This window comes from Bacteroides sp. 519, assembly GCF_010500955.1.
Lineage (GTDB): Bacteria > Bacteroidota > Bacteroidia > Bacteroidales > Bacteroidaceae > Bacteroides.
Genome location: NZ_QVMJ01000001.1, coordinates 55,815 through 77,261, shown reverse-complemented (window position 1 = coordinate 77,261; position 21,447 = coordinate 55,815). Strand labels below are relative to the sequence as shown.

Below are 21,447 nucleotides of genomic sequence, written 5' to 3'. Positions count from 1 at the left end.
ACGATTACTTCGCTTAATCACTAATCTAATAATAATATGACACTTATTAAATCTATCTCTGGTATTCGCGGAACTATTGGCGGACCTGTTGGGGAAGGATTAAACCCACTTGATATAGTTAAATTTACATCGGCTTATGCCACCCTGATTCGCAAAACCTGCAAATCATCTTCTAACAAGATAGTAGTAGGACGCGATGCACGCATTTCGGGCGAAATGGTAAAAAATGTAGTAACCGGTACACTCATGGGAATGGGTTGGGATGTAGTAGACATTGACTTGGCCTCTACCCCTACTACCGAACTTGCTGTTACTATGGAGGGAGCTTGTGGCGGTATTATTCTAACTGCTTCGCACAACCCCAAACAATGGAATGCGCTTAAATTATTAAATGAACATGGCGAGTTCCTGAATGACGCCGAAGGTAAAGAGGTTCTACGCATTGCCGAAGCCGAAGAATTTATTTATGCAGATGTAGACAATGTGGGTTCGTATCGTTTGGATTTAACTTATAACCAAAAACATATAGATAGTGTTCTGGCATTAGATTTGGTTGATGTGGATGCTATTAAGAAAGCTAACTTCCGTGTAGCTATTGATGCGGTAAACTCTGTTGGTGGTATTATTCTGCCCGAATTGCTGGAAAAACTTGGAGTTACACAAATAGAAAAGCTATACTGCGACCCTACCGGTAACTTTGCGCACAACCCCGAACCGTTGGAAAAGAATCTGGGCGACATCATGAACCTGATGAAGAGCGGTAAAGCAGATGTTGCGTTTGTGGTTGATCCGGATGTAGACCGTTTGGCTATGATATCCGAAGACGGTGCCATGTATGGTGAAGAATACACACTTGTTACTGTTGCCGATTATGTATTGAAACATACACCGGGAAATACTGTTTCAAACTTAAGTTCTACCCGTGCTTTACGCGATGTTACCCGCAAATATGGTAAAGATTATTATGCTTCTGCTGTAGGTGAGGTAAATGTGGTTACTAAGATGAAAGAAGTAGGCGCAGTGATTGGTGGCGAAGGTAATGGTGGTATTATTTATCCTGCAAGCCATTACGGTCGTGATGCATTGGTAGGAATTGCTTTGTTCCTGAGCCATCTTGCACACGAAGGAAAGAAAGTAAGTGAACTTCGGGCTACTTATCCGGTTTACTACATGGCTAAGAACAAAGTAGATCTTACTGCCGATACGGATGTAGATGCTATTCTGGCCAAAGTTAAAGAACTATATAGTAACGAAGATATTAACGATATAGATGGTGTAAAGATTGACTTTGCCGACAAATGGGTACATTTACGCAAAAGCAACACCGAACCCATAATCCGTGTATATAGCGAAGCCGCATCTGTTGAAGAGGCTGAAGAGATTGCACAGAAAATTATGGATGTTATTTACGAACTGGCTAAGTAAAATCGTAACTTGCAAAAAACATAAAGCCTGTTTAGACTGTTGATGATGTCTAAACAGGCTTTTATTTGTAACTTGATAGCTGAACTAATTCTCCAGATCTTCAATTGACAAGCCGGTTGCTTTTATAATTACATCAATCGGCACACCAAGTTGTTTAAGATTTCGTGCGTTAGCTATATTTTGTTTTTTAGCTTCTTCACGTCCTATTTTTATTCCTTCTTCTAGGCCTTTTTCTATTCCTTTTTCTATTCCTTTTTCTATTCCTTCTTTCATTCCTTTTTCTATTCCTCTCCGCTCTGCACTATTATAAAGTGTTTTTTCTACGCTAATGATGTCCCAAAACTTTTCATATTCAAACAGTTGGTCTTCGGTAAAAGCAGATACCTCTAATGTGTTAAGAGCCTTTTTGATTTGAGGATTATCCAATAGATCTTGTGATACTTCGTATGTTCTTGCATTTATCTCAGTGAGATAGCGAAGCCATAATACATGCATCTTCTTTGCAGCGTAAGTTTGCGGCGTAAATTTGGGAAGTTCTACAAATATCAGATGAAGGCCTTCTATTACTTTTTCGGTGTGTTCTATATGTACCATTTTATAGTAATGATAATAACCTTCCAAATTCGGCTCGAATACTTGATTTACCAAATTGAGCGAATACACCGGTTGTAACAGTTCGTATTCTTCACCAGTTTTTATCTGGCGTACGTATGCTTTGGAGGCGTTGAATAATACGCGCTGTTTAAACTCGGGCGACCAGATCATTTGCATTTCTACTATAAACTGCCTGCCTTGTTTGTCTTTGCAACGCACATCTACAATACTGTTTTTGCGCAAAGGGTTTTCAGGAACCAATTCGGAAGAAAGGTATTCAATATCGGTTATCTCTTCGCCTTCGTTAAGAGGAAGAAGTGCATTCAAGAGGCTCATCACTAAGTCGGGATGCTCGCCAAACACACGCTTGAATGTTAAGTCGGCTTTAGGGTCAAGGTATCGCATAAAATTAATCTTTTCGTTATTACAAAAATAGTTCTTTTATTTGTAGAAGCAATGAAATTACTTTTAATACTTATAAATGTCCCATATCCCAAACTCAAACCGATATAAAAAAAGACATATAACAAGAATTACAACATTAATAATAAACGCTTTCATAAAAGTATCAGACAGAAGTGATTTAGATAACAATATTCCTCCAGCGAAAACAACTATACTACTTCCAACTACTGCATATTCGGTTTCTTGAATAGGATAAAACAATAACCAACATATAAAAGCAAACACCCAATAACACATAGGATATGCTACTATTGTAACAATATATAAAACGATACGGATAACAATTGAACTATTTAGCATACATCTCTTCTACTGATACACAAAGTTTATTTGCAAAAAACAAGCTGTTCCTATCTAATTTTGTAATTGTATATGTTTCTTCATACTTGTTGAGCTGTTGTATCCCTTTCAGTGTTATTGTTTGAAGAGCTCCATTGTGCAAATAGTTAATAGTTTGTCCAATCGAAAACACATTACTGTTAACACCGTAAGTGCTATTTGCTGTAACCGAATAAAACTGCCCATCGAAATAAAAAGGATGATCTGCTGTTGTTTCAATCTTTATTGTATTAAAATCAAGTTCATACAAATGATGTTTTCTACTTGCTAGTTCCAAAATGGTGGCCTCTTCCAGTTGGTTGGTTTGTGTATTTAAGCTCAACACTTTATCGCCAACCCGAAGTTGTTCAATTGGTTTTTCTCCACTGGGGGTACTAACCATTGTTCCTTTGGCAAAGCAAAGACAACCTGTTCCGTAGAATTCTATTTCAGAGATAGCAACATCATCGTATTTGTCGCCTTTGTACACATCGGTAATTTCAAATTTAAAGCAAAGCCGACCTTTTTCTACATGATGGGTGCCAATTTCGAAAACTTGTAATGCCTTGGTATCTTTCAGATTCAATAAAGCATAAGGTTCTCCATTGATATAAAATTTCAGCTGTTTTACCCTTGAATTGTTCTGCCATGCTTGGTCAGACTTCATATAACCATTATATATTTCGACAAGAGTAACAGGTGGATTACCTTCGGGAAACAGGTATGTTATGCTTTCTCCAATTCCATATCCATCAACACCCTCGACCCATGCAGTATATAAACTAAAATCGTGTGCATTTTCTGCTTTATAGTCCAAACTACTGCTTACAGGTTTTAACTCCGAACTTGCCGAAACTTGCTCTACCCATCCACAATTGTACCAACCGTCACCAAGTTCACTAACATCCCAAATATTCTCTCTATCAGGATAATCATGATGCCAAATTTGTTTTTGCCGTTCGGTTAAACGTTCATAGGCATCATTGTAGGTTGCATAGATCTCTTCTATTTTGCTCAATTCCTTTTTAACCACACTTTCGTTCAGAATGGGTGTACCCCTAAGTGTGGGCTCAATAACTTTCAGCGGTTTATCTTGTCCGTTTGCAGTTAATGCAAACGGAAACAAGATTAATAATAAAATCAGGATGGGGTGCTTCATGTGATAATAATATGATGAGTTATTATTTCAAAATAAAACCATGTTTGGATAATCTTCGCTTAATGCTTCCATTTTGTGCTTCTTTTATAAATGTAGGGACATTTTTTTTCAAATACTCCATTAATGCATCTGCTTTTTTTTGAGAATCAGAATAGCAATTATTTATCTGGGTAATTCCTCTTATGATATTCTTACATTTAATATTATCCAAATTTCTCAATTCAATTATTATAGAACTAATAATCTCATTTAGACTTTGTAGTCCATCCAAGTCAGTATTATCTGAAGTATAGTCTCCAATCAGATGTACATTGTAAGCAATAGATGCAAAAAAACGAGCATATGCAGCATCTCGTCCTCCATGAGCAAATCCAAACATTTTTTCTGTTTCTTCATTTATTTTTCTATTTCTTTTTATCTGTTCAGATTTAATTTCAGATTTAAATATCCTCAAATTAGATTCTACATTTAAATCATATTCTTCACAATATTTTTTTATTCGTTTCTCTAATTCAGAACTCCAGGGTCGCGCATTGTATGCCCAATGAAATAAAAGGCGGTGTTTACATTTAAATCCCAAATGATTATTACATAATGTAGAATAAAATGGTTCATGTTTATCAATCATGTCAGAGCTGATAAACTGCATCCATTCTTTTAGCTTATTATTCTCTTCGAATCCAAAGACGGCAATCATATCGTCTACATGTTCTGCACATTTTTTGTGAGCATATATATCAGCTACATTTATCTTCAAAAATGCAAATATTACCAAATAATGTACTATTCTCATCTATTATAATTTAGATTCATACTCAAAATATTTATCGCTCATATTAGATTTAAACCATAAGAACATTTACAACCTGAATAACTTTCTTTCAAAACCAATGAATAATCCAAGTAAAAGCGATTTTATAATTTCAGTCCTTTTATAAATTTCGTGATAGCAGTCCACCAACGTATCCACCATGGATCTGTTTCTATTTCTTCTGTTTCTATTTCTTCTGTTTCTATTTCTTCTACAGATATTTCCATATATTCGTATTCATTCTTACATATATCATCAAAATAAATAGTCTTTTCAGCTTTCTCACATAAATAAGGCTTCATTCCTTTTGCTTCCTCATCGTACTTATATATAATATTGATTGCATTAGGAAATACCATTCGTAAATAATGACCTATTTGCTTTACAGAATGATGAGGTTGGTATTTCAAGGTATCACCTAAAAACGTGACTTCGGCACCATTTAAGGAATCCAATTCAACATATTTACTATCAATATTCTCACATTCTAAAATTGTTTTGTTTTCTTTTGGAGTGTACTTTTTACAAAATTTTATAATATCATCTATATCATCTTCTGATAGAATAAACTCACTCATTCTTGGCCAGTCACTATTTCTGATTTTTTCATAATTCAAGTTAGATTTAACTGTAAATACTTTATTGGGTATAAGAACTTCTAAAAACAGATATTTAAGATTCTTATTTGCTTTAAAACAATTGACTTTTTCAACTTTCTTAGCTAATATACCATTCGCATAATTAATATTCATTTGTTTAATCAACACTTTATCTTTCGAATGTTCTTCAAAATAAAGATTAAACTCTTCATTATTACAGGAAAATCGTTCTGGAAAAATGATATGAAGAGCATCATTAAAACTTGAACCAATCCATAATTTATACCACTTTTTATATGTCACTTTGCTAAAAGAAATAATATCAACTAACTCTTCCCATATATATTCAGTTTGAGAATTCAAAAGATATGTTACATAAGAACAAATATTCATTTGTGTATTTTGAGCAAATAAACTTTTGATGCTTGTACTAACATCATCATATTTTTCTATTATTTCAAAAAGATTAGCTGCTGCCATGAATAACAAATCACGATCAGATGCTTTAGGATCATCTATCCCTGAACGGAGTAATTGCAAACCTTTTTCTTCTTGTTGAAGTTCATACAAATACACCATAACACATTGAAGTACAGCAGCACTATTTCCGGGCAAATTCTTTATAGCAATATTTATTAAATTCTCTTTTTCCGAATTTAAAAGATGCTTTTCGTATAATAATACCGTCAATGCTATACACCCACTTTTTTCGTCACATCTTAATATTGGTGCAGTTTGATACATGTTTAAGTATATATCAAATTGGGGTTTGGCTTTCGCATATTGTCCCAAATCAATATATGCCATACCTAAATAATAATAATAAGCAGCTACTTTTTTATATGTATCATAATTATCCTCTAATAACCGGATTCTTTTTGCAGCATCTATTTCGGATATATAGTTACTAAACAAATTAGCAGTAGCTTCAGTCAAGCGGTCATCTTCATCTAAATCGTATTTGTTGTAAAGATTGAATATAATATCTTGAGCCGATTTGCGGACCTCATTTATTGTTCTTAAATCTTCTTTTCGTAAATCCCACATCGCACGAAGTTCTTCTATATTTTGTTCGCCTGACATGGATTTATATTCAACGACTGAACGAGCAGCTGTTAGCAACACTTGAAATGCCATCTGATAGATCATTCCTGGTCCTGCTTTCCCCGTTAATAACATTGTTGGATTTAAAGCATTTGAAAGAGCATTCCACTTCAAATTGTCCTTTTTTATAGACTGTATTCTTCTCATAAGCGCACGCTCTTCTTCAGTAATTTCAAACTTACTTATAGCGTCCAGCAGTTCAATTCTAAAATCCTTTATTTCGTCTAATCCAACAATTTGCTTCATTGTTAAATTATTCACAATCTGATCAGATTCATGTTCTAGAACAACCATTGATTTATTGTTCAGTATATTAGTCAATGTTGTGATACAGTAATTCATTTGGGCTATCACATTTTCATCAGAAGACTGAGATTGTGTATTACTTTGTGCTAAAATTGAATATGGAAATAAAAAAGAAACTGCAACAAAGAAAAGATGTGTTTTTTTTAAATTCATTTATTATGTCGTTTTATGCTATATTCTATCGTTACTAAAAAGAATTCAATCGCAAAAATAATAATAATTCTAATCAAGAACTGTATACAAATATCGTATTTACTATAAAACACTCGAAAAATTCAGTATCACTAATTGTACAAGGTAAGACTATTTAAAATAAAAAAGCACTTGTACAAGAATTTAACACAAGAGATTTTGCCAGAAGATTTGTTATTTTGCCCTCCTTATTTTGGAGGGCAAAATTTAGTTTATACTTACCTCATCAACAAACACAAATGCGGGCTTACCTGCCCCTCCATGCCATGCGGGCATACTGTTTTCCTTCTTAACCAGTATCTTCACATACCTGCTTTGAGTTGTATCAAAAGTTACTTTATTCTCAAATACTTTTTCGGTATGTTCTGCCGGATCGGGAAACGTTTGTGTGGCAACAGGTTTAAACACTTTTCCGTCTTCCGATACCAATATGGCTAATTCCTTTATACCGAAAATCCAATCGCCTGTACATACATAGCTGTTTAACGATACTTCCGAAAAGGAAGTTGGTTCTTTCAAATCAATATCTATTTCAAAATCGCTGCGACTGAAACCAAGCCACGAACCATCTTTGTAATTTCCTTTGTTGCCCGACATACCATCGACCAACACCGGCGCGCCACCAAACGTATACGATCTGTGCGGTTCCTGACTGATAGTAACAGGCTTCATAGTAGCTTTATTAATACTGAAGGTATTGGTATAAACAGGTGTTTCAAAATCGGGCCGTATAGCTTTAGCCATAATTGTTGTTCCTTCCGAGAAAGATAATGTACCTGCATATTTTGTACTCTCTTGTGTAGGGGTACTACCATCAAGTGTATAATAAATAGGAGCATCATCTATAGTAGAGAGGGTTAACTCTATTACGCCTTTGTCGCTGTTGGAATTTGTTTTTGCATTTATTTCGTACACCGTCTTGGCATAGTTATATCCTTTCTTATTATAATGCTTAATCATATTCGATAAACGTTTCAAGAAAGCATCATAGTTTCTGTTTTCGGGCAAACACCATTGTATTTCGGCCAATGCATCCATACGAGGCAATACTTTAAATTCAACTTGTTGGGTGGTGGTAACATATTCGGTCCAGAGATTGGCTTGTACACCCAGTATGTGTTTGGCTTCACTTTCACTTAATTCTTTAGGAATAGGGTTGAAACTGTATACCTTGCTCAATGGCACATAACCACCTATCGACAATGGTACACTTTCAACATTTGCTGTTTGGTAATAATCGAAATAGAGATGAGATGTTGGAACCATAATAGCATCGTGCCCTTGTTTGGCTGCTGCAATAGCTCCTTCGGTACCTCTCCACGACATAACAGTTGCATTGGGTGCCAAACCTCCTTCAAGAATTTCGTCCCAACCAATAATCTTCCGGCCTTTATTATTCAGGAAGCTTTCTACATAAGACATCACGTAACTTTGGAGTTTTTCCTCTGCACTGTGTTCTTTATCTGCTTTAATGCCTAACTGTTTAATCTTGGCCTGACATTTCGGACATTTAGCCCATCGTACTTTCGGACATTCGTCGCCACCAATATGAATATATTCGGAGGGGAATATATCTGTTATTTCTGTAAATACATCTTCAAGGAAAGTATATACATCGCTGTTGCCAGGACATAGTACATCATCAAATATTCCCCATTCGGGAGATACTTCGTACGGACCGCCTGTACATCCCAAATGCGGATAAGCATGCAGTGCTGCCAGCATGTGTCCGGGCAAATCTACTTCGGGTATAATGGTTATAAAACGGTCTTTGGCATAGGCTACAATCTCTCTGGCTTCTTCCTGAGTATAAAAACCACCATACGGCTTATCGTCATACTCGCCGGTGTTACGTCCTATCACCGTTTTCTTTCTGAAAGCACCTTTTTCTGTTAACTCCGGATACTTTTTAATTTCAATACGCCATCCCTGGTCATCAGTTATGTGCCAGTGGAATGTATTCATATTGTGCAAGGCAATAATATCAATGTATTCTTTGATAAATTCAACAGGAAACATGTGGCGTCCTACATCCAGCATCATACCACGATAGCCAAAACGGGGATAATCTTCAATAGTTACAGGCGAGAACGAAACTGCACACCCATCAGAGGCTGCCGGTATTGATTTTCTCAATGTTTGAATACCATAAAAAGTACCTGCACTGGAAGCTCCGTTAACAACTATTTGTTCACTATTTACTGTAAGTGTATAGGCTTCTTTGTTAGTGTGAGTTAAGTTACTACGCAAAACAATACTGTTTGCACCTTCTTTATCGGATGTTTGAAGAGAGTAACCTGTTGAAAACTTGATATAATCTGAAAGGAAGTTGGCAATACGTTTAAGGTTTTCATCCTGTTCGGGATAAACAATTGTTGTATTGCTGTTCATTATAAAGGATGCTCCCTGAGCCGGCTCTGTTTTTTGCGGCAACGGAACTACATTATAGTCGGCATTGTTAACTTGTGGCGATCCACACGCTGTTAGTAGTAACAATGATGTTACATAGAGATTTAAAAATAAACTTTTTTTCATGTTATAAATTGGGTTAGTAAAACTCTTACACGCAAATATAAGTCAACTAAACCGATTTACAAAAATAACGCTTATATTTGCACTTTCTTTTTAAAACATGATATTATGGCAGCAAAACCAAGCATACCCAAAGGAACCCGTGACTTTTCGCCCATCGAGATGGCAAAACGGAATTACATATTCAATACAATCCGCGAAGTTTTCCGTCTCTACGGTTATCAGCAAATAGAAACTCCATCTATGGAAATGTTATCTACCCTGATGGGGAAGTATGGCGAAGAAGGAGATAAGCTACTATTCAAAATACAAAACTCCGGAGACTACTTTAAAGGTATAACCGATGAAGAACTCCTAAATAGGGATGCTGCCAAACTAGCAAGCAAGTTCTGCGAGAAAGGTTTACGTTATGATTTAACTGTTCCTTTTGCCCGCTACGTGGTTATGCACCGCGATGAATTGACATTCCCTTTCAAACGTTACCAGATACAACCGGTATGGCGTGCCGACCGTCCGCAGAAAGGTAGATACCGCGAATTCTATCAATGTGATGTAGATGTAGTGGGAAGCGATTCGCTACTGAACGAGGTGGAACTTATGCAGATTGTGGACATTGTGTTCACTCGTTTCAATGTGCGTGTAGTTATTAAACTGAATAACCGCAAAATACTTACAGGCATTGCCGAGATTATTGGTGAGGCCGATAAGATAGTAGATATTACCGTAGCCATTGACAAGCTAGACAAAATAGGTTTGGATAATGTGAACAATGAACTCCGGGAAAAAGGAATAAGCGAAGAAGCCATAACCAAACTACAGCCTATTATCCTGTTAAGCGGAAGCAATCCGGAGAAAATAGCAACCTTGAAAGAAGTGTTGGCAGCCAGCGAAACCGGCCTGAAGGGAGTAGAGGAATGTGAGTTTATTCTCAACACCTTGCAGAATATGCAGCTTAACAACGAGATAGAGCTTGATCTTACACTTGCCCGTGGATTAAATTACTATACAGGTGCTATATTCGAAGTAAAAGCCCGTGATGTACAAATAGGTAGCATTACTGGTGGTGGCCGTTATGATAACCTAACAGGCGTATTCGGACTTTCGGGTGTATCGGGAGTAGGTATTTCTTTTGGTGCCGACCGTATATTCGATGTGCTTAACCAATTGGAACTTTATCCCAGAGAAGCGGTAAACGGTACACAATTGCTCTTTGTAAATTTCGGAGAAAAGGAAATGAGCTATATTCTTCCTATCTTAATGAAGATAAGAACTGCCGGAATTAGCGTTGAAATCTATCCAGATGCTGCTAAAATGAAAAAGCAAATGAGCTATGCCAACACCAAGCAAATACCGTATGTAGCTATTGTTGGCGAAAATGAAATGAACGAAGGCAAAGTGATGCTCAAAAATATGGAAACAGGAGAACAAAATCTTGTTTCGCCGGAAGAACTGATAAATATTACCCAGAAATAAATGCGCTCTCCAATAACATTTAAAGACATAAAGGAGTCTGCTGAGATAAGAACCTATATCAAACAGGCCGATGCTTCCATGCAAGCAATGGGATTTACCGAACATAACTTTGCACACGGTACTAAGTGCGCCGAGGTTGCAGGCAGACTTTTAAAAGAACTGGGATATAGTGACCATGAAATAGATTTGGCCATGATTGCTGGCTTCATGCACGATATAGGAAACGTTATTAACCGTGTAGACCATGCACAAAGCGGTGCTGTTATGGCTTTCCGTTTACTGGATAAGATGGGAATGCCACCCGAAGATATTGCAACCGTAGTTACCGCTATTGGCAATCATGATGAATCGACTGCTTTCCCGGTAAATGCCATTGCCGCTGCCCTTATCATTGCCGATAAAACAGATGTGCGCCGCAGCAGGGTACGTAATAAAGAAACCATTTATACTGATATACACGACCGTGTAAACTATGCTGTTGAGAAAGCCGATGTGTGTTTTAACAAACAAGATAAAACTGTTACGCTGGTACTAACCATTGATACCCACATCTGCCCAGTGATGGATTACTTCGAAATATTTTTGGAAAGAATGTTGCTATCGCGCAAAGCAGCCGGATTTCTTGGATTGGAGTTTAAACTTAATATCAACGGGAATACGTTGCTTTAAATAAAGAATCTTTTCTACAAACTTTTCCAAATCAAACGCCGGTCTTTTGTTTATAAAGAACCGGCGTTTTGGTTGTGGGAGATGCACATCTCAGCATAAGGGAGATGCGCATCTCGGCAATAGGGAGATGTGCATCTCGGGTATGGTGAGATGCACGTCTCCCTTAATAAAGAGTATAGAGGAAGAAAAAGAGAACGTTGTATTAAAGTAAAGAAAAACACAGAGTTTTTTTTGTTTGCCTCTACTTCCCAGCCTCTAGTTCATTGGTAAACGAATAAGGCAAGTCGGCCTCTTGTACTCCCCTTTGCTTGTTGGGCTTATCAGACATTTTGTAATTTATAACTGCCCCTTTCAGCATATCACCATGTTTGAAATAGTTTTTGGTGTAATTCTTGCCATTCATCCGTACAGATTCAATATACCGGTTGCCTACATTATTATTATCGGCTTTAAGAATAACCTTCTTACCATTTGATAAATTCAAGGTTACACTCTTAAATAATGGAGAGCCCATAATATACTCATCTGTTCCCGGACAAACCGGATAGAAGCCAAGAGCAGAAAACACATACCATGCAGATGTTTGTCCGTTATCCTCATCGCCACAATAACCATCGGGAGTAGCGGCATACAACTTATCCATAACTTCTCTTGTCCAATATTGGGCTTTCCAAGGTTCGGCTGAGTAGTTGTACATGTAAATCATGTGTTGAATAGGTTGATTGCCATGTGCATAATTACCCATATTCATGATTTGCATTTCCCGAATCTCGTGAATAACTCCACCATAGTAGCTATCGTCGAAAAGAGGTGGTACATTAAATACAGAGTCCATCATCTGATTAAAGCCCTGCTTACCTCCCATTAAATTGATTAATCCCTGAGGGTCGTGGAATACCGACCATGTATAATGCCAGCTGTTTCCTTCGGTAAATGCATCGCCCCACTTCAAAGGATTAAATGGTGACTGGAATTTACCATCCTGATTTTTACCGCGCATCAGTTTATGAGTAGGATCGTACAGGTTCTTGTAATTCATTGCATGCTGAGCGTATATGTTTATTTCACTTTCGGGTTTACCCAGTTTTTTACCCAGTTGATAAATACACCAGTCGTCATACGCATATTCAAGGGTACGGGCTGCACTTTCGTTGATTCGCACATCATAAGGTACATAACCCAATTCGTTGTACTGCTGCCAACCCAACCGGCCTGTAGAACTAACTTTGGGGTGTACGGCATTGGCTCCGTGTTTTACTGCTTCCCAAAGTGTTTCAATATCATAACCTCTTAAACCTTTCAGGTATGCATCGGCAACTACAGATGCTGAGTTATTACCCACCATACATCCACGGTGTCCAGGACTGGCCCATTCCGGCAAGAAGCCACTTTCTTTGTATGTGTTAACCAAACCTTCCTGCATCTTTGCACCCATTTCCGGATACATCAGGTTTACAAAAGGAAACAAGCAGCGGAATGTATCCCAAAAACCAGTATCAGTAAACATATAACCAGGAAGAACCTCACCGTTATAAGGACTGTAGTGTACAGTATTTCCCTGTTCATCTATCTCGTAGAAACCACGAGGAAACAATACTGAACGGTAAAGGCAAGTGTAGAATGTGCGTAAATTATCAATATTCTGGTCTTCAACCACTATTCTGCCCAAAACATCATTCCATTTTTTCCTACCTTGCTGTACCAGTTCATCAAATGTATTGTTTCCAAGTTCTTTCAGATTTAGTTCTGCTTGTGCCGGGCTGATGAAAGAGGAAGCCACTCTGGCATGTACCTTTTCGCCTCTTTTTGTGCTAAATCCAATTATTGCACCTGTATGGTTTTCTTGGGCTTCTGTTTCACCTTTCCGTATCTCGCTATCGCCAACAGTTGCTTTGTATGTAAAAGGTTTATCGAACACTACAACAAAATAATTTTTAAAGTTTTTAGGTACTCCACCACTGTTACGGGTGGTGTAACCAATTATTTTGTTCTCTTCGGGAATAATCTTCACGTAAGATCCTCTGTCGAATGCATCAACAATTACATACGATTTGTCTGTTTCGGGAAAAGTGAATCTGAACATGGAAGCACGCTCGGTAGGAGTAATTTCTGTTACTACATCATAATCGGCAAGATATACAGAGTAGTAATTAGGTTTGGCAACTTCGGCTTTGTGCGAGAACCAACTGGCCCGCTTCTCCTGATCGAATATTACTTTTCCGGTAATAGGCATAATGGAGAATTGTCCGTAATCGTTTATCCACGGACTTGGTTGGTGAGTTTGTTTAAACCCTCTGATTTTATCGGCTGTATACACATACGCCCATCCATCGCCCATTTTTCCGGTTTGGGGCATCCAGAAATTCATTCCCCAAGGCATAGCAATAGCCGGGTAAGTATTACCTGTGGATAACGATATTTTAGATAGAGTACCCATTAATGGGTTTACATAATCTATCAATTCCGGCTTTTGTGCGGAGCTGTAGGTTATGCTCAAAAAGATGCTTAATACAATTAGTTGTAGTTTTTTCATTGTTTATTATTTTTTTAGAACACAGAAACACAGAGGCACAGAGTTTTTTTAATTAAACCTGTCTATAAATTCTAATACAAAAACTCAGTGCCTATGTGTCTCTTTGCTCTATAATTATAATGTAAAGTAATCATTAACTGATATTTATCTACTTATGAAACGCTTAAAATTAAGTATTTTTAAGTAGTATCATTATTTACTTCTTAATCCTACTCCCGATGGTGCCACCGATTCATTAACAGCGCCCCAAGAGGTATTAGGATTGGGACCCAGAACAAATTTTATATCCGCTCCATTCTTTATATCATCATAAGTAATATACGTTTTGTTGTATTCTTTTCCATTCAGATACATTGCCTGAATGTACACGTTACTCTTACTGTAGTTCTCGGTTGTTACGTTTATCTTCTTTCCATTACCCAACGTCATTTCTACAGCCTCCAATCCAGGAGATCCGATTGCATATATGTTGCTCGAAGGACAGGTAGGGTAAAATCCCATGGAATTGAAAATGTACCATGCCGACATCTGTCCGCAATCATCATTACCGCTCAGTGCATCGGGCGCGTTACCGTAGAATGTATCGAGTATATAACGTATTTTCTCCTGAGCTTTCCACGGCTGTTTCACGTAATTGTACAGGTAGATAATCTGATGGCAAGGTTCGTTTCCATGCCAGTATGCACCAATACGTCCCTGTATATCGTGTGCTCCCGGAATATCTTCGGGAAGTTCAATGGTAAACATCGAATCGAGCCGTTGAATAAATGCATCCTCGCCCATAGCACTTATGTATCCTTGTACATCATGTGGTACATACCATGTGTATTGGTAGGTAAACCCTTCGGTAACATCGCCCCACCCGTGCACAGAACCGGGACCCGTATAAGCAGTTGGGTCAAAAGGAGTACGCCAGTTGCCTTGTGAGTCTCTGCCACGCATGAATTTAGTTTCCGGGTCGATAAGATTTTTGTAAGCCAATGACCGGTTGAGGAAATAGTAGTAATCCTCTTCTTTACCCAACACCTGAGCTGCCATGGCTATGCAATAATCATCATAAGCATACTCTAAGGTTTTAGATACCGACTCTCGTTCTTTGTCAAAAGGCACCCAACCCATCGTTGTATATTCGGGTAAACAATCGTAATGCGGATTCATTGCAGTTGTTTTCATTGCCTCGAAAGCGCGTTCGTAATCAAAACCCGGAATGCCTTTCACTATTGCATCTGCTATAACAGATACGGCATGATAGCCAATCATACACCAGGTTTCGTTTCCGTAGAACGACCATATAGGTAACATCCGTTCCACACTCTGATCGTAATGGGCCAGCATTGAATTTATCATGTCGGCATTCTGGTCAGGCCGAATCAGGTTCAGTAACGGATGATGCGCCCGGTAAGTGTCCCAAAGAGAGAAAACGGTGTAATTGGTAAAGTTGGTTGTATAATGTAGGTTAGAATCGTGTCCTCTATACTTTCCATCACTATCTTGATAGATAAAAGGATGTAATGCAGCATGGTAAACAGAGGTATAGAATGTTTCCAATTGCTCTTTTGTACCTTTTGCTTTAAACTTATTCAGTTCTTTAGCCCACAGTTCTTCACCTGCCGATTTTAAACTGTTAAAGGTCTGGTTGTTCAGCTCTTTAAAGTTTGTATATGCACCGGCTGTTCCTGTAGAAGAAATGGCTACCTTCACTTCTATTTCTTCACCAGCCGAAGTGTTGAAGTCAAACCATCCCATAATTTTATTTCCATAAGCTACTCTGTCGCTGCGGAAACGTTTCGTATCATAAATAACCGGTTTACCTTCCTGCATAATGCCCGAACGGAGAAACGGTTTAGAAAACTCGGCCACAAAATACACATAGCGTTCCGGTCCCCATCCGTTAACCAGTTTAAAGCCCGATATAACCGAATCGTTTTCAATACGAAGCTGTGACCATGCGGTTTTAAACCATTGTACATGATCCATATCAATCATTACAAATGATTCTTCCGATTTGGGAAACGTAAACTTGAATATACCCGAACGTACGCCCGAAGTCATCTCTGCCTTTACACCGTAATCGAGCAAGTCAACGCCATAATAATTGGGCGATGCCCACTCCCTGTCATGACTATAACGCGACCGATAGCCTTCGTCGGGGTTATCGTGTGTGCCGGCAATAAGCTTTTTGGTACCTGTGCCGGGGATAAACAAAAAATCGCCCAAGTCGGGAATACCTGTACCACTAAGATGCGTCAAGCTGAAACCCATCAAGGTGGGGTGATCATACTTATATCCGGAGGCAGCATCATAGTAATCGCGGTCGGTGTCGGGGCTCATCTGTATGCCCCCGAATGGTATTTGCGCCCCCGGATAAATATTTCCAAAGCCGGAAGTGCCGACAAAAGGATTGACATAACTGTTTAACTGTGTGTCAACAGCATTGTCTTTTTTGTCGGCTACTTCGCAAGCCGTGAAAAGAAAAATTAACAATAGAGTAAAAACATATTTTTGCATAAAGATTGCCTATTTATCTCCTACAGCAATTTGGTATTCTTCCCATAATTCGTCGGTCGTATATTTTTCTCCCAGTACATGTTTAATGGCACCGTCGAACGACCAAGGTACAACTTCCAATGTACTTCTATTGAATTTACGCAGGAATTCCGGATCTTTATTATCGCGTAGCCATACAAAGAAATATCCGGCATGACGATAACCATTCATATAATTACCTCCTTTAGGGCGGTCGGCTTCGCCATTAAATCCGCCGTTTGCTACACGTACAGCATCTGCCATTCCTTCAATAAATGCCCAAAATACTTTGTTTGTACCATACGACCCAATGCCCTGCGGCTCTAATTGATAAGCATGGGTTAACTCGTGCAACAATACGCCTCTGGTTTCAAAAAACACTTTGGCAGTATCCTTGTTGGCAAACGATTTTTCAATGTGGCGGGTACTGTAGAAAATAGCAATCTCGCCTGCGCTACCGCCTTTGGCAGAGATTCCGTCGGTATCTTCGAGGGTGTAATGCAGATTATAAACCGGTACAATACTATCGGCCGGACTGTAATATAAGGTATTCAATACTGTACGGGCCTGTTCGGAGATATAAGCATCAGGGTTGGATATTATACTCTTATATATTTTAGAACCACCACTTTCGGGAGCCTTGTCTTCAAAAAGAATATTGCCCACAAAATAATCTTTCCATACATCCTTGCCTGTTTCTTTATTCGCTGTAGAAACCTCTTTTTCTGCTTTTGAAGATGTTAGTGCACATGAAACCATGATTACACATAAACATATAAAACTAAGTAAAGTCAATTTTTTCATATCGATATTGTTTTTTAATTATAGTATAATCATTCCGAACAATGTGTCATTGAATAAGGCTTATCTACTGCATCCAGTCCTCTCTTCTGATTGGGTGAAGCACTCATAACAAACTCCAGAACGCCACCGTTTACGATATCGTTGTGGGTGATGTATAGTTTAGAATATGGTTTGCCGTTTAGCTTAACCGATTTTACGTATCGCTTTTTATCACTCACTCCGGGTGCTTTGATCTCGAAAGTTTTACCGTTGGGAAGATTTAATTTCAGATAAGGCATATACGGAGCACCCAATATGTACTGGTCTGTTCCCGGACACACAGGATAGAATCCCATTGCTGTAAAAAGGTACCATGCCGACATTTGTCCGCAATCGTCGTTCCCACCCAATCCGCGGATGTTGTTTTTGTACATCTTGTTCATAATATTGCGCACCCAATATTGGGTTTTCCATGGGTTTGAAGTCCATGCATACAGATAAGGTATATGATGACTGGGTTCATTTCCATGTACATATCCTCCTACCAAACAATCTATTGTAACGTCTTCGTTATCGGCATAGTATTTCTCGGGTAGGTGCATGCTGAATAGTTCATCCAGTTTCTTGATAAATTCTTTTTCGCCACCCATCAGGTTCATAATTCCGTAAACATCGTGCGGAACATGGAATGAGAAGTTCCACGAGTTGCCTTCAATAAATCCTTCGCCATGTGTTTGTAACACATCAAATTCCTTTTTGAATGAACCGTCTTTATAACGTGGACGGGCAAAGCCTAACTCTGTATCGTAAATGTTACGGTAGTTTAATGCTCGTTTTTTATATTGTGCTATTATATCTTCCTGTCCCATCAATAGGGCTGTTTGATAAATAGTCCAGTCATCATACGAGTATTCCAATGTGGTCGAAGCTGCTGTTCCGCTTCTATCAAGAGGAACATATCCCAACTTTATATAATCTTCTATACCATCGTAATAGCCAGCATTAGAGGTGGCAACCATGGCACGCAACGCCTCTTCTTTATTTATATTTGCACCTTTAACAATGGCATCGGCCAGTACAGAGGTTGCGTGGTATCCACTCATACACCAGTTATCGTTGCCCATGTGGCTCCATACCGGAAGCATTCCGTGAACACTTTGTTGTTGATGTGCAATCATTGATTTCACCATATCCGTGGCTTGCTGTGGTTTCATCAGCATAAGAAAAGGATGTTCGGCCCGGTAGGTGTCCCACAAAGAGAAGATAGTATAATTTGTAAAGCCGTTGGCCTTGTGAATGTTGTGATCCAGTCCGCGGTAGCTACCATCTACATCCATGTAAACAGAGGGGTTAATCATGGTATGGTAATAAGAGGTGTAAAACATTGCCTTCTGATCTTCCGTACCCTGTACTTCGATAGAACCAAGTTGGGTATTCCATTGATTTGAGGCTTCGGCTACCAACTGATTGAAGTCTTTTGCAAGCGCTTCGGCTTGTAAGTTTTTTAATGCTCCTTCTGTACTTGTGGCCGATAATGCCACCTTAACAATGAGCTCGGGATTGTTTTTTGTATCAAACTCAAAGTATGATACCAGTTTACGTCCCGCCATTTCGGGGAAGTTGCTGTTTACGGGAAATTTACGCCACCATCCGTTGTACAATATCTTTTGGTGATCTTTATACCCGTAGTTAGTTATAGGTTGAGATAGGGAGATGGCAAAATAAGTGTAATTGGTGCGTGCCCAACCGTTGGTTATGCGGTATCCGGTTAATAGTGTATCGTTTTCTACACGCAATGTGGCCCATAGTGTTTTGCCATCGTAATTGTATATTCCATGATTGAGGTCAAGGATGATGCGTCCATCCGCATTTGGTGAGAATGTGTATTTATGCACGCCAACGTGCTGGGTTGCAGTAAGCTGCGCTTTCACTCCGTAATCATCGAGTTGTACTTCGTAATATCCGGGAGTCGATTTCTCTGTGTTATGCGAGAAACGCGAACGGTACCCGCTATTGGGGTTATCGGCTGTTCCGGGATTTAATTTAAGTTCGCCGGTGGTAGGAATTATCAGTACATCGCCCAAGTCCGAATGTCCGGTTCCGCTCATGTGAGTGTGACTAAAACCAACAATGGTTGGGTCGCTGTACTGATATCCTGCACAATACTCGTATGCCTTTTTTTGGTAACTTCCGTTTATATTATGTGGTATGGTATCTGTGTCTGGGCTAAGTTGAATAATTCCAAAAGGCACACAAGCACCGGGGAATGTATGTCCCATACCGTCCGTTCCAATCATAGGATTTACGTAATCACTTTTGTTTTGGCCTAAGGTTATTCCGCTAAAAAGTAATAATGAAAAAGCGATAGTTAATTTGTTAATTTGCATCTTCTTTTTTATTTAGATAAATAATCGTATGATAGTCTGGACAGTATACGGGCCAGAAAGCCTGTTCTGGCCCGTCCTCAAAAAAACATCCGGAAATTAAGTTCCTTCTACCCTAAAAAACCATTTATACCATTCTACACCATTGGTTCTGATCATAAAGTAATTGAATCCACCTTGTTGAACAGTTTTAGTTTCTTTCAATTCTCTGATGATATAAACTCCCTTGGCGTTATATAGCATATTTCTGAATGGCTCAAACTTTGTCCATGCAGCGCTGCATGCTTCTGAATTATCTGCATGTCCCCAGAAGTAAGATTTGAATTCAAAGGTTGCTACATCTTCTACTACAGGAATATCTGATGAGTATTCATGACACAACCAATTATTTCCAAAGCCACCATCAAATTGAGTCATCACACCGTTAAATCCACCGTTAAGTTCAATTAAACTGTAATTTTCCCATATACTTTGAATAGAAGGATGCCAGTTGGGTTTTAATGTTTCTGAGCATCTACCCAATCCACCGTTATCACCTTTAACAAACATTTTATAAATATCATTTGCTGGCATACTTTTATCAAGGGTAACTCCTACTCCGCTAGCAGCAAAAGCACTACCGTTTCTGGTAATACCACTAAATGTTTTATCGTTGTACGAGATCGGATCCCAAGTAACTTCTGTGGCATCACCATTCATTGTGAATGTTTTTGTTACATGCTTGGCATCCATGTTTCCACTATTTTCAATATAGGTAAAAGTAATACTGCTGTTTTCAACATCCATGGTATAATGCATAACGAACTTGGTATCTTCCTCGTCTCGTACAATACCATAAGTATCGTATTCGGATTCGTTCAGCCAATTCCAGAATATCTTTGGTGAACCAATTTCGTATGTTTCTATCACTTGGTCTGCACTATACTCTATTCCATATTCGGAGATTGCGTAACTTCTTACGTAGTATGTGGTTTGTGGAGTCAAACTTGGTATAGTTAACATATACTCACCTTTACCACCGGCAACTGCTGCTATTTTGTTTCCTTCAACAGTAGGATTAGCAGATGTACCGTAACAAACACCACGTTCGGTTATCTCCTGATTATCATCGCCACCTGCAATTTTTGTTTTAATCACAATGGATTTATCTTCGGGTATTGAGCTTACGGTAACCGTCAATGGTGGTTTTGTTGTAAATGTTCTGGAAGAGCCATAAGTTGTCTTATCACCAAATGTTGCATAAGAACGCACATAATATTTAGTTCCTGGTGTCAGGTTAGTAAGTGTTACTTCAAATGTACCTGCCCCGCTATTACCATCGCTTACAAAAGAATCTGCGATTGTAGGAAACTCTGTAGTAGCCCAACATATACCGCGGTCGGTAATACCGTCTCCGTATACAGTTGCTCCCACAGTGGCCGATGTCAACACTACAGAACCTATGTCTTCAGTATTGGCAAGTACCTGCCCTGGGTTGCCGCTCCAATCATCGTCGCTACATGCTGCCATAGCCAGCACTGTTATACAAGCTATAAATAATTTTTTCATATTAATTTTCTATTACTGGTTAATGA

13 protein-coding genes are annotated in these 21,447 nt (G+C 38.6%); 3 read left to right on the top strand and 10 right to left on the bottom strand.

The genetic code is table 11. The annotated features are described in order from the left end of the window. Positions 1-36 precede the first annotated feature (36 nt). Positions 37-1,425 (top strand): phosphoglucosamine mutase, encoded by a 1,389-nt coding sequence (gene glmM / locus D0T85_RS00325; protein WP_163209084.1) that lies wholly within the window; start codon positions 37-39, stop codon positions 1,423-1,425. A gap of 84 nt (positions 1,426-1,509) precedes the next feature. On the opposite strand, the gene D0T85_RS00320 is transcribed toward glmM, so the two are convergent. From D0T85_RS00320 to D0T85_RS00300, 5 genes are all read right to left on the bottom strand, one after another. After that, positions 1,510-2,424, bottom strand: coding sequence for an Rpn family recombination-promoting nuclease/putative transposase (locus D0T85_RS00320; RefSeq protein WP_163209082.1), 915 nt, complete (start codon positions 2,422-2,424; stop codon positions 1,510-1,512). A 349-nt stretch (positions 2,425-2,773) separates the two neighbouring features. Beyond that, positions 2,774-3,961, bottom strand: a complete 1,188-nt coding sequence (locus D0T85_RS00315) for a Hint domain-containing protein (protein ID WP_163209079.1) — start codon at positions 3,959-3,961, stop codon at positions 2,774-2,776. A 22-nt stretch (positions 3,962-3,983) separates the two neighbouring features. After that, positions 3,984-4,754, bottom strand: a complete 771-nt coding sequence (locus D0T85_RS00310; RefSeq protein WP_163209077.1) for a hypothetical protein — start codon at positions 4,752-4,754, stop codon at positions 3,984-3,986. Between the two features lie 122 nt (positions 4,755-4,876). Beyond that, positions 4,877-6,934 (bottom strand): hypothetical protein, encoded by a 2,058-nt coding sequence (locus D0T85_RS00305; protein ID WP_163209075.1) that lies wholly within the window; start codon positions 6,932-6,934, stop codon positions 4,877-4,879. Positions 6,935-7,180: 246 nt separating this feature from the next. After that, on the bottom strand, positions 7,181-9,508 hold the full coding sequence (locus tag D0T85_RS00300; RefSeq protein WP_163209073.1) for a family 20 glycosylhydrolase: 2,328 nt from the start codon (positions 9,506-9,508) through the stop codon (positions 7,181-7,183). Between the two features lie 105 nt (positions 9,509-9,613). On the opposite strand from D0T85_RS00300, the gene hisS reads away from it, so the two are divergent. Together hisS and D0T85_RS00290 are read left to right on the top strand one after the other, a co-directional pair. After that, a complete protein-coding gene (hisS, locus tag D0T85_RS00295) occupies positions 9,614-10,978 on the top strand; it encodes a histidine--tRNA ligase (protein ID WP_163209071.1) in 1,365 nt (454 codons plus the stop codon). Then, complete coding sequence (locus D0T85_RS00290) at positions 10,979-11,647, top strand: HD domain-containing protein (RefSeq protein ID WP_163209069.1); 669 nt, start codon at positions 10,979-10,981, stop codon at positions 11,645-11,647. It abuts the gene before it with no gap. A gap of 241 nt (positions 11,648-11,888) precedes the next feature. On the opposite strand, the gene D0T85_RS00285 is transcribed toward D0T85_RS00290, so the two are convergent. From D0T85_RS00285 to D0T85_RS00265, 5 genes are all read right to left on the bottom strand, one after another. After that, complete coding sequence (locus D0T85_RS00285) at positions 11,889-14,180, bottom strand: GH92 family glycosyl hydrolase (RefSeq protein ID WP_163209067.1); 2,292 nt, start codon at positions 14,178-14,180, stop codon at positions 11,889-11,891. A gap of 192 nt (positions 14,181-14,372) precedes the next feature. Then, positions 14,373-16,688, bottom strand: coding sequence for a GH92 family glycosyl hydrolase (locus D0T85_RS00280; RefSeq protein ID WP_163209065.1), 2,316 nt, complete (start codon positions 16,686-16,688; stop codon positions 14,373-14,375). A 9-nt stretch (positions 16,689-16,697) separates the two neighbouring features. Next, a complete protein-coding gene (locus tag D0T85_RS00275) occupies positions 16,698-17,510 on the bottom strand; it encodes a basic secretory protein-like protein (protein WP_163209063.1) in 813 nt (270 codons plus the stop codon). Positions 17,511-17,539: 29 nt separating this feature from the next. Continuing rightward, positions 17,540-19,876, bottom strand: a complete 2,337-nt coding sequence (locus tag D0T85_RS00270; protein WP_163209061.1) for a GH92 family glycosyl hydrolase — start codon at positions 19,874-19,876, stop codon at positions 17,540-17,542. Positions 19,877-19,972: 96 nt separating this feature from the next. Continuing rightward, positions 19,973-21,421 carry a fibronectin type III domain-containing protein gene (locus tag D0T85_RS00265; RefSeq protein ID WP_163209059.1) on the bottom strand — a complete coding sequence of 483 codons (1,449 nt, stop codon included), beginning with the start codon at positions 21,419-21,421 and terminating at the stop codon, positions 19,973-19,975. Between the last annotated feature and the right edge of the window lie 26 nt (positions 21,422-21,447).

Excerpts from the sequence above, each read along its gene's own strand:
- D0T85_RS00275 (WP_163209063.1), bottom strand. The coding sequence starts at position 17,510 with ATGAAAAAATTGACTTTACTTAGTTTTATATGTTTATGTGTAATCATG.
- D0T85_RS00320 (WP_163209082.1), bottom strand. The coding sequence starts at position 2,424 with ATGCGATACCTTGACCCTAAAGCCGACTTAACATTCAAGCGTGTGTTT.
- D0T85_RS00280 (WP_163209065.1), bottom strand. The coding sequence starts at position 16,688 with ATGCAAAAATATGTTTTTACTCTATTGTTAATTTTTCTTTTCACGGCT.
- D0T85_RS00300 (WP_163209073.1), bottom strand. The coding sequence starts at position 9,508 with ATGAAAAAAAGTTTATTTTTAAATCTCTATGTAACATCATTGTTACTA.
- D0T85_RS00305 (WP_163209075.1), bottom strand. The coding sequence starts at position 6,934 with ATGAATTTAAAAAAAACACATCTTTTCTTTGTTGCAGTTTCTTTTTTA.
- D0T85_RS00310 (WP_163209077.1), bottom strand. The coding sequence starts at position 4,754 with ATGAGAATAGTACATTATTTGGTAATATTTGCATTTTTGAAGATAAAT.
- hisS (WP_163209071.1), top strand. The coding sequence starts at position 9,614 with ATGGCAGCAAAACCAAGCATACCCAAAGGAACCCGTGACTTTTCGCCC.
- D0T85_RS00285 (WP_163209067.1), bottom strand. The coding sequence starts at position 14,180 with ATGAAAAAACTACAACTAATTGTATTAAGCATCTTTTTGAGCATAACC.
- D0T85_RS00265 (WP_163209059.1), bottom strand. The coding sequence starts at position 21,421 with ATGAAAAAATTATTTATAGCTTGTATAACAGTGCTGGCTATGGCAGCA.
- D0T85_RS00315 (WP_163209079.1), bottom strand. The coding sequence starts at position 3,961 with ATGAAGCACCCCATCCTGATTTTATTATTAATCTTGTTTCCGTTTGCA.
- D0T85_RS00290 (WP_163209069.1), top strand. The coding sequence starts at position 10,979 with ATGCGCTCTCCAATAACATTTAAAGACATAAAGGAGTCTGCTGAGATA.
- D0T85_RS00270 (WP_163209061.1), bottom strand. The coding sequence starts at position 19,876 with ATGCAAATTAACAAATTAACTATCGCTTTTTCATTATTACTTTTTAGC.
- glmM (WP_163209084.1), top strand. The coding sequence starts at position 37 with ATGACACTTATTAAATCTATCTCTGGTATTCGCGGAACTATTGGCGGA.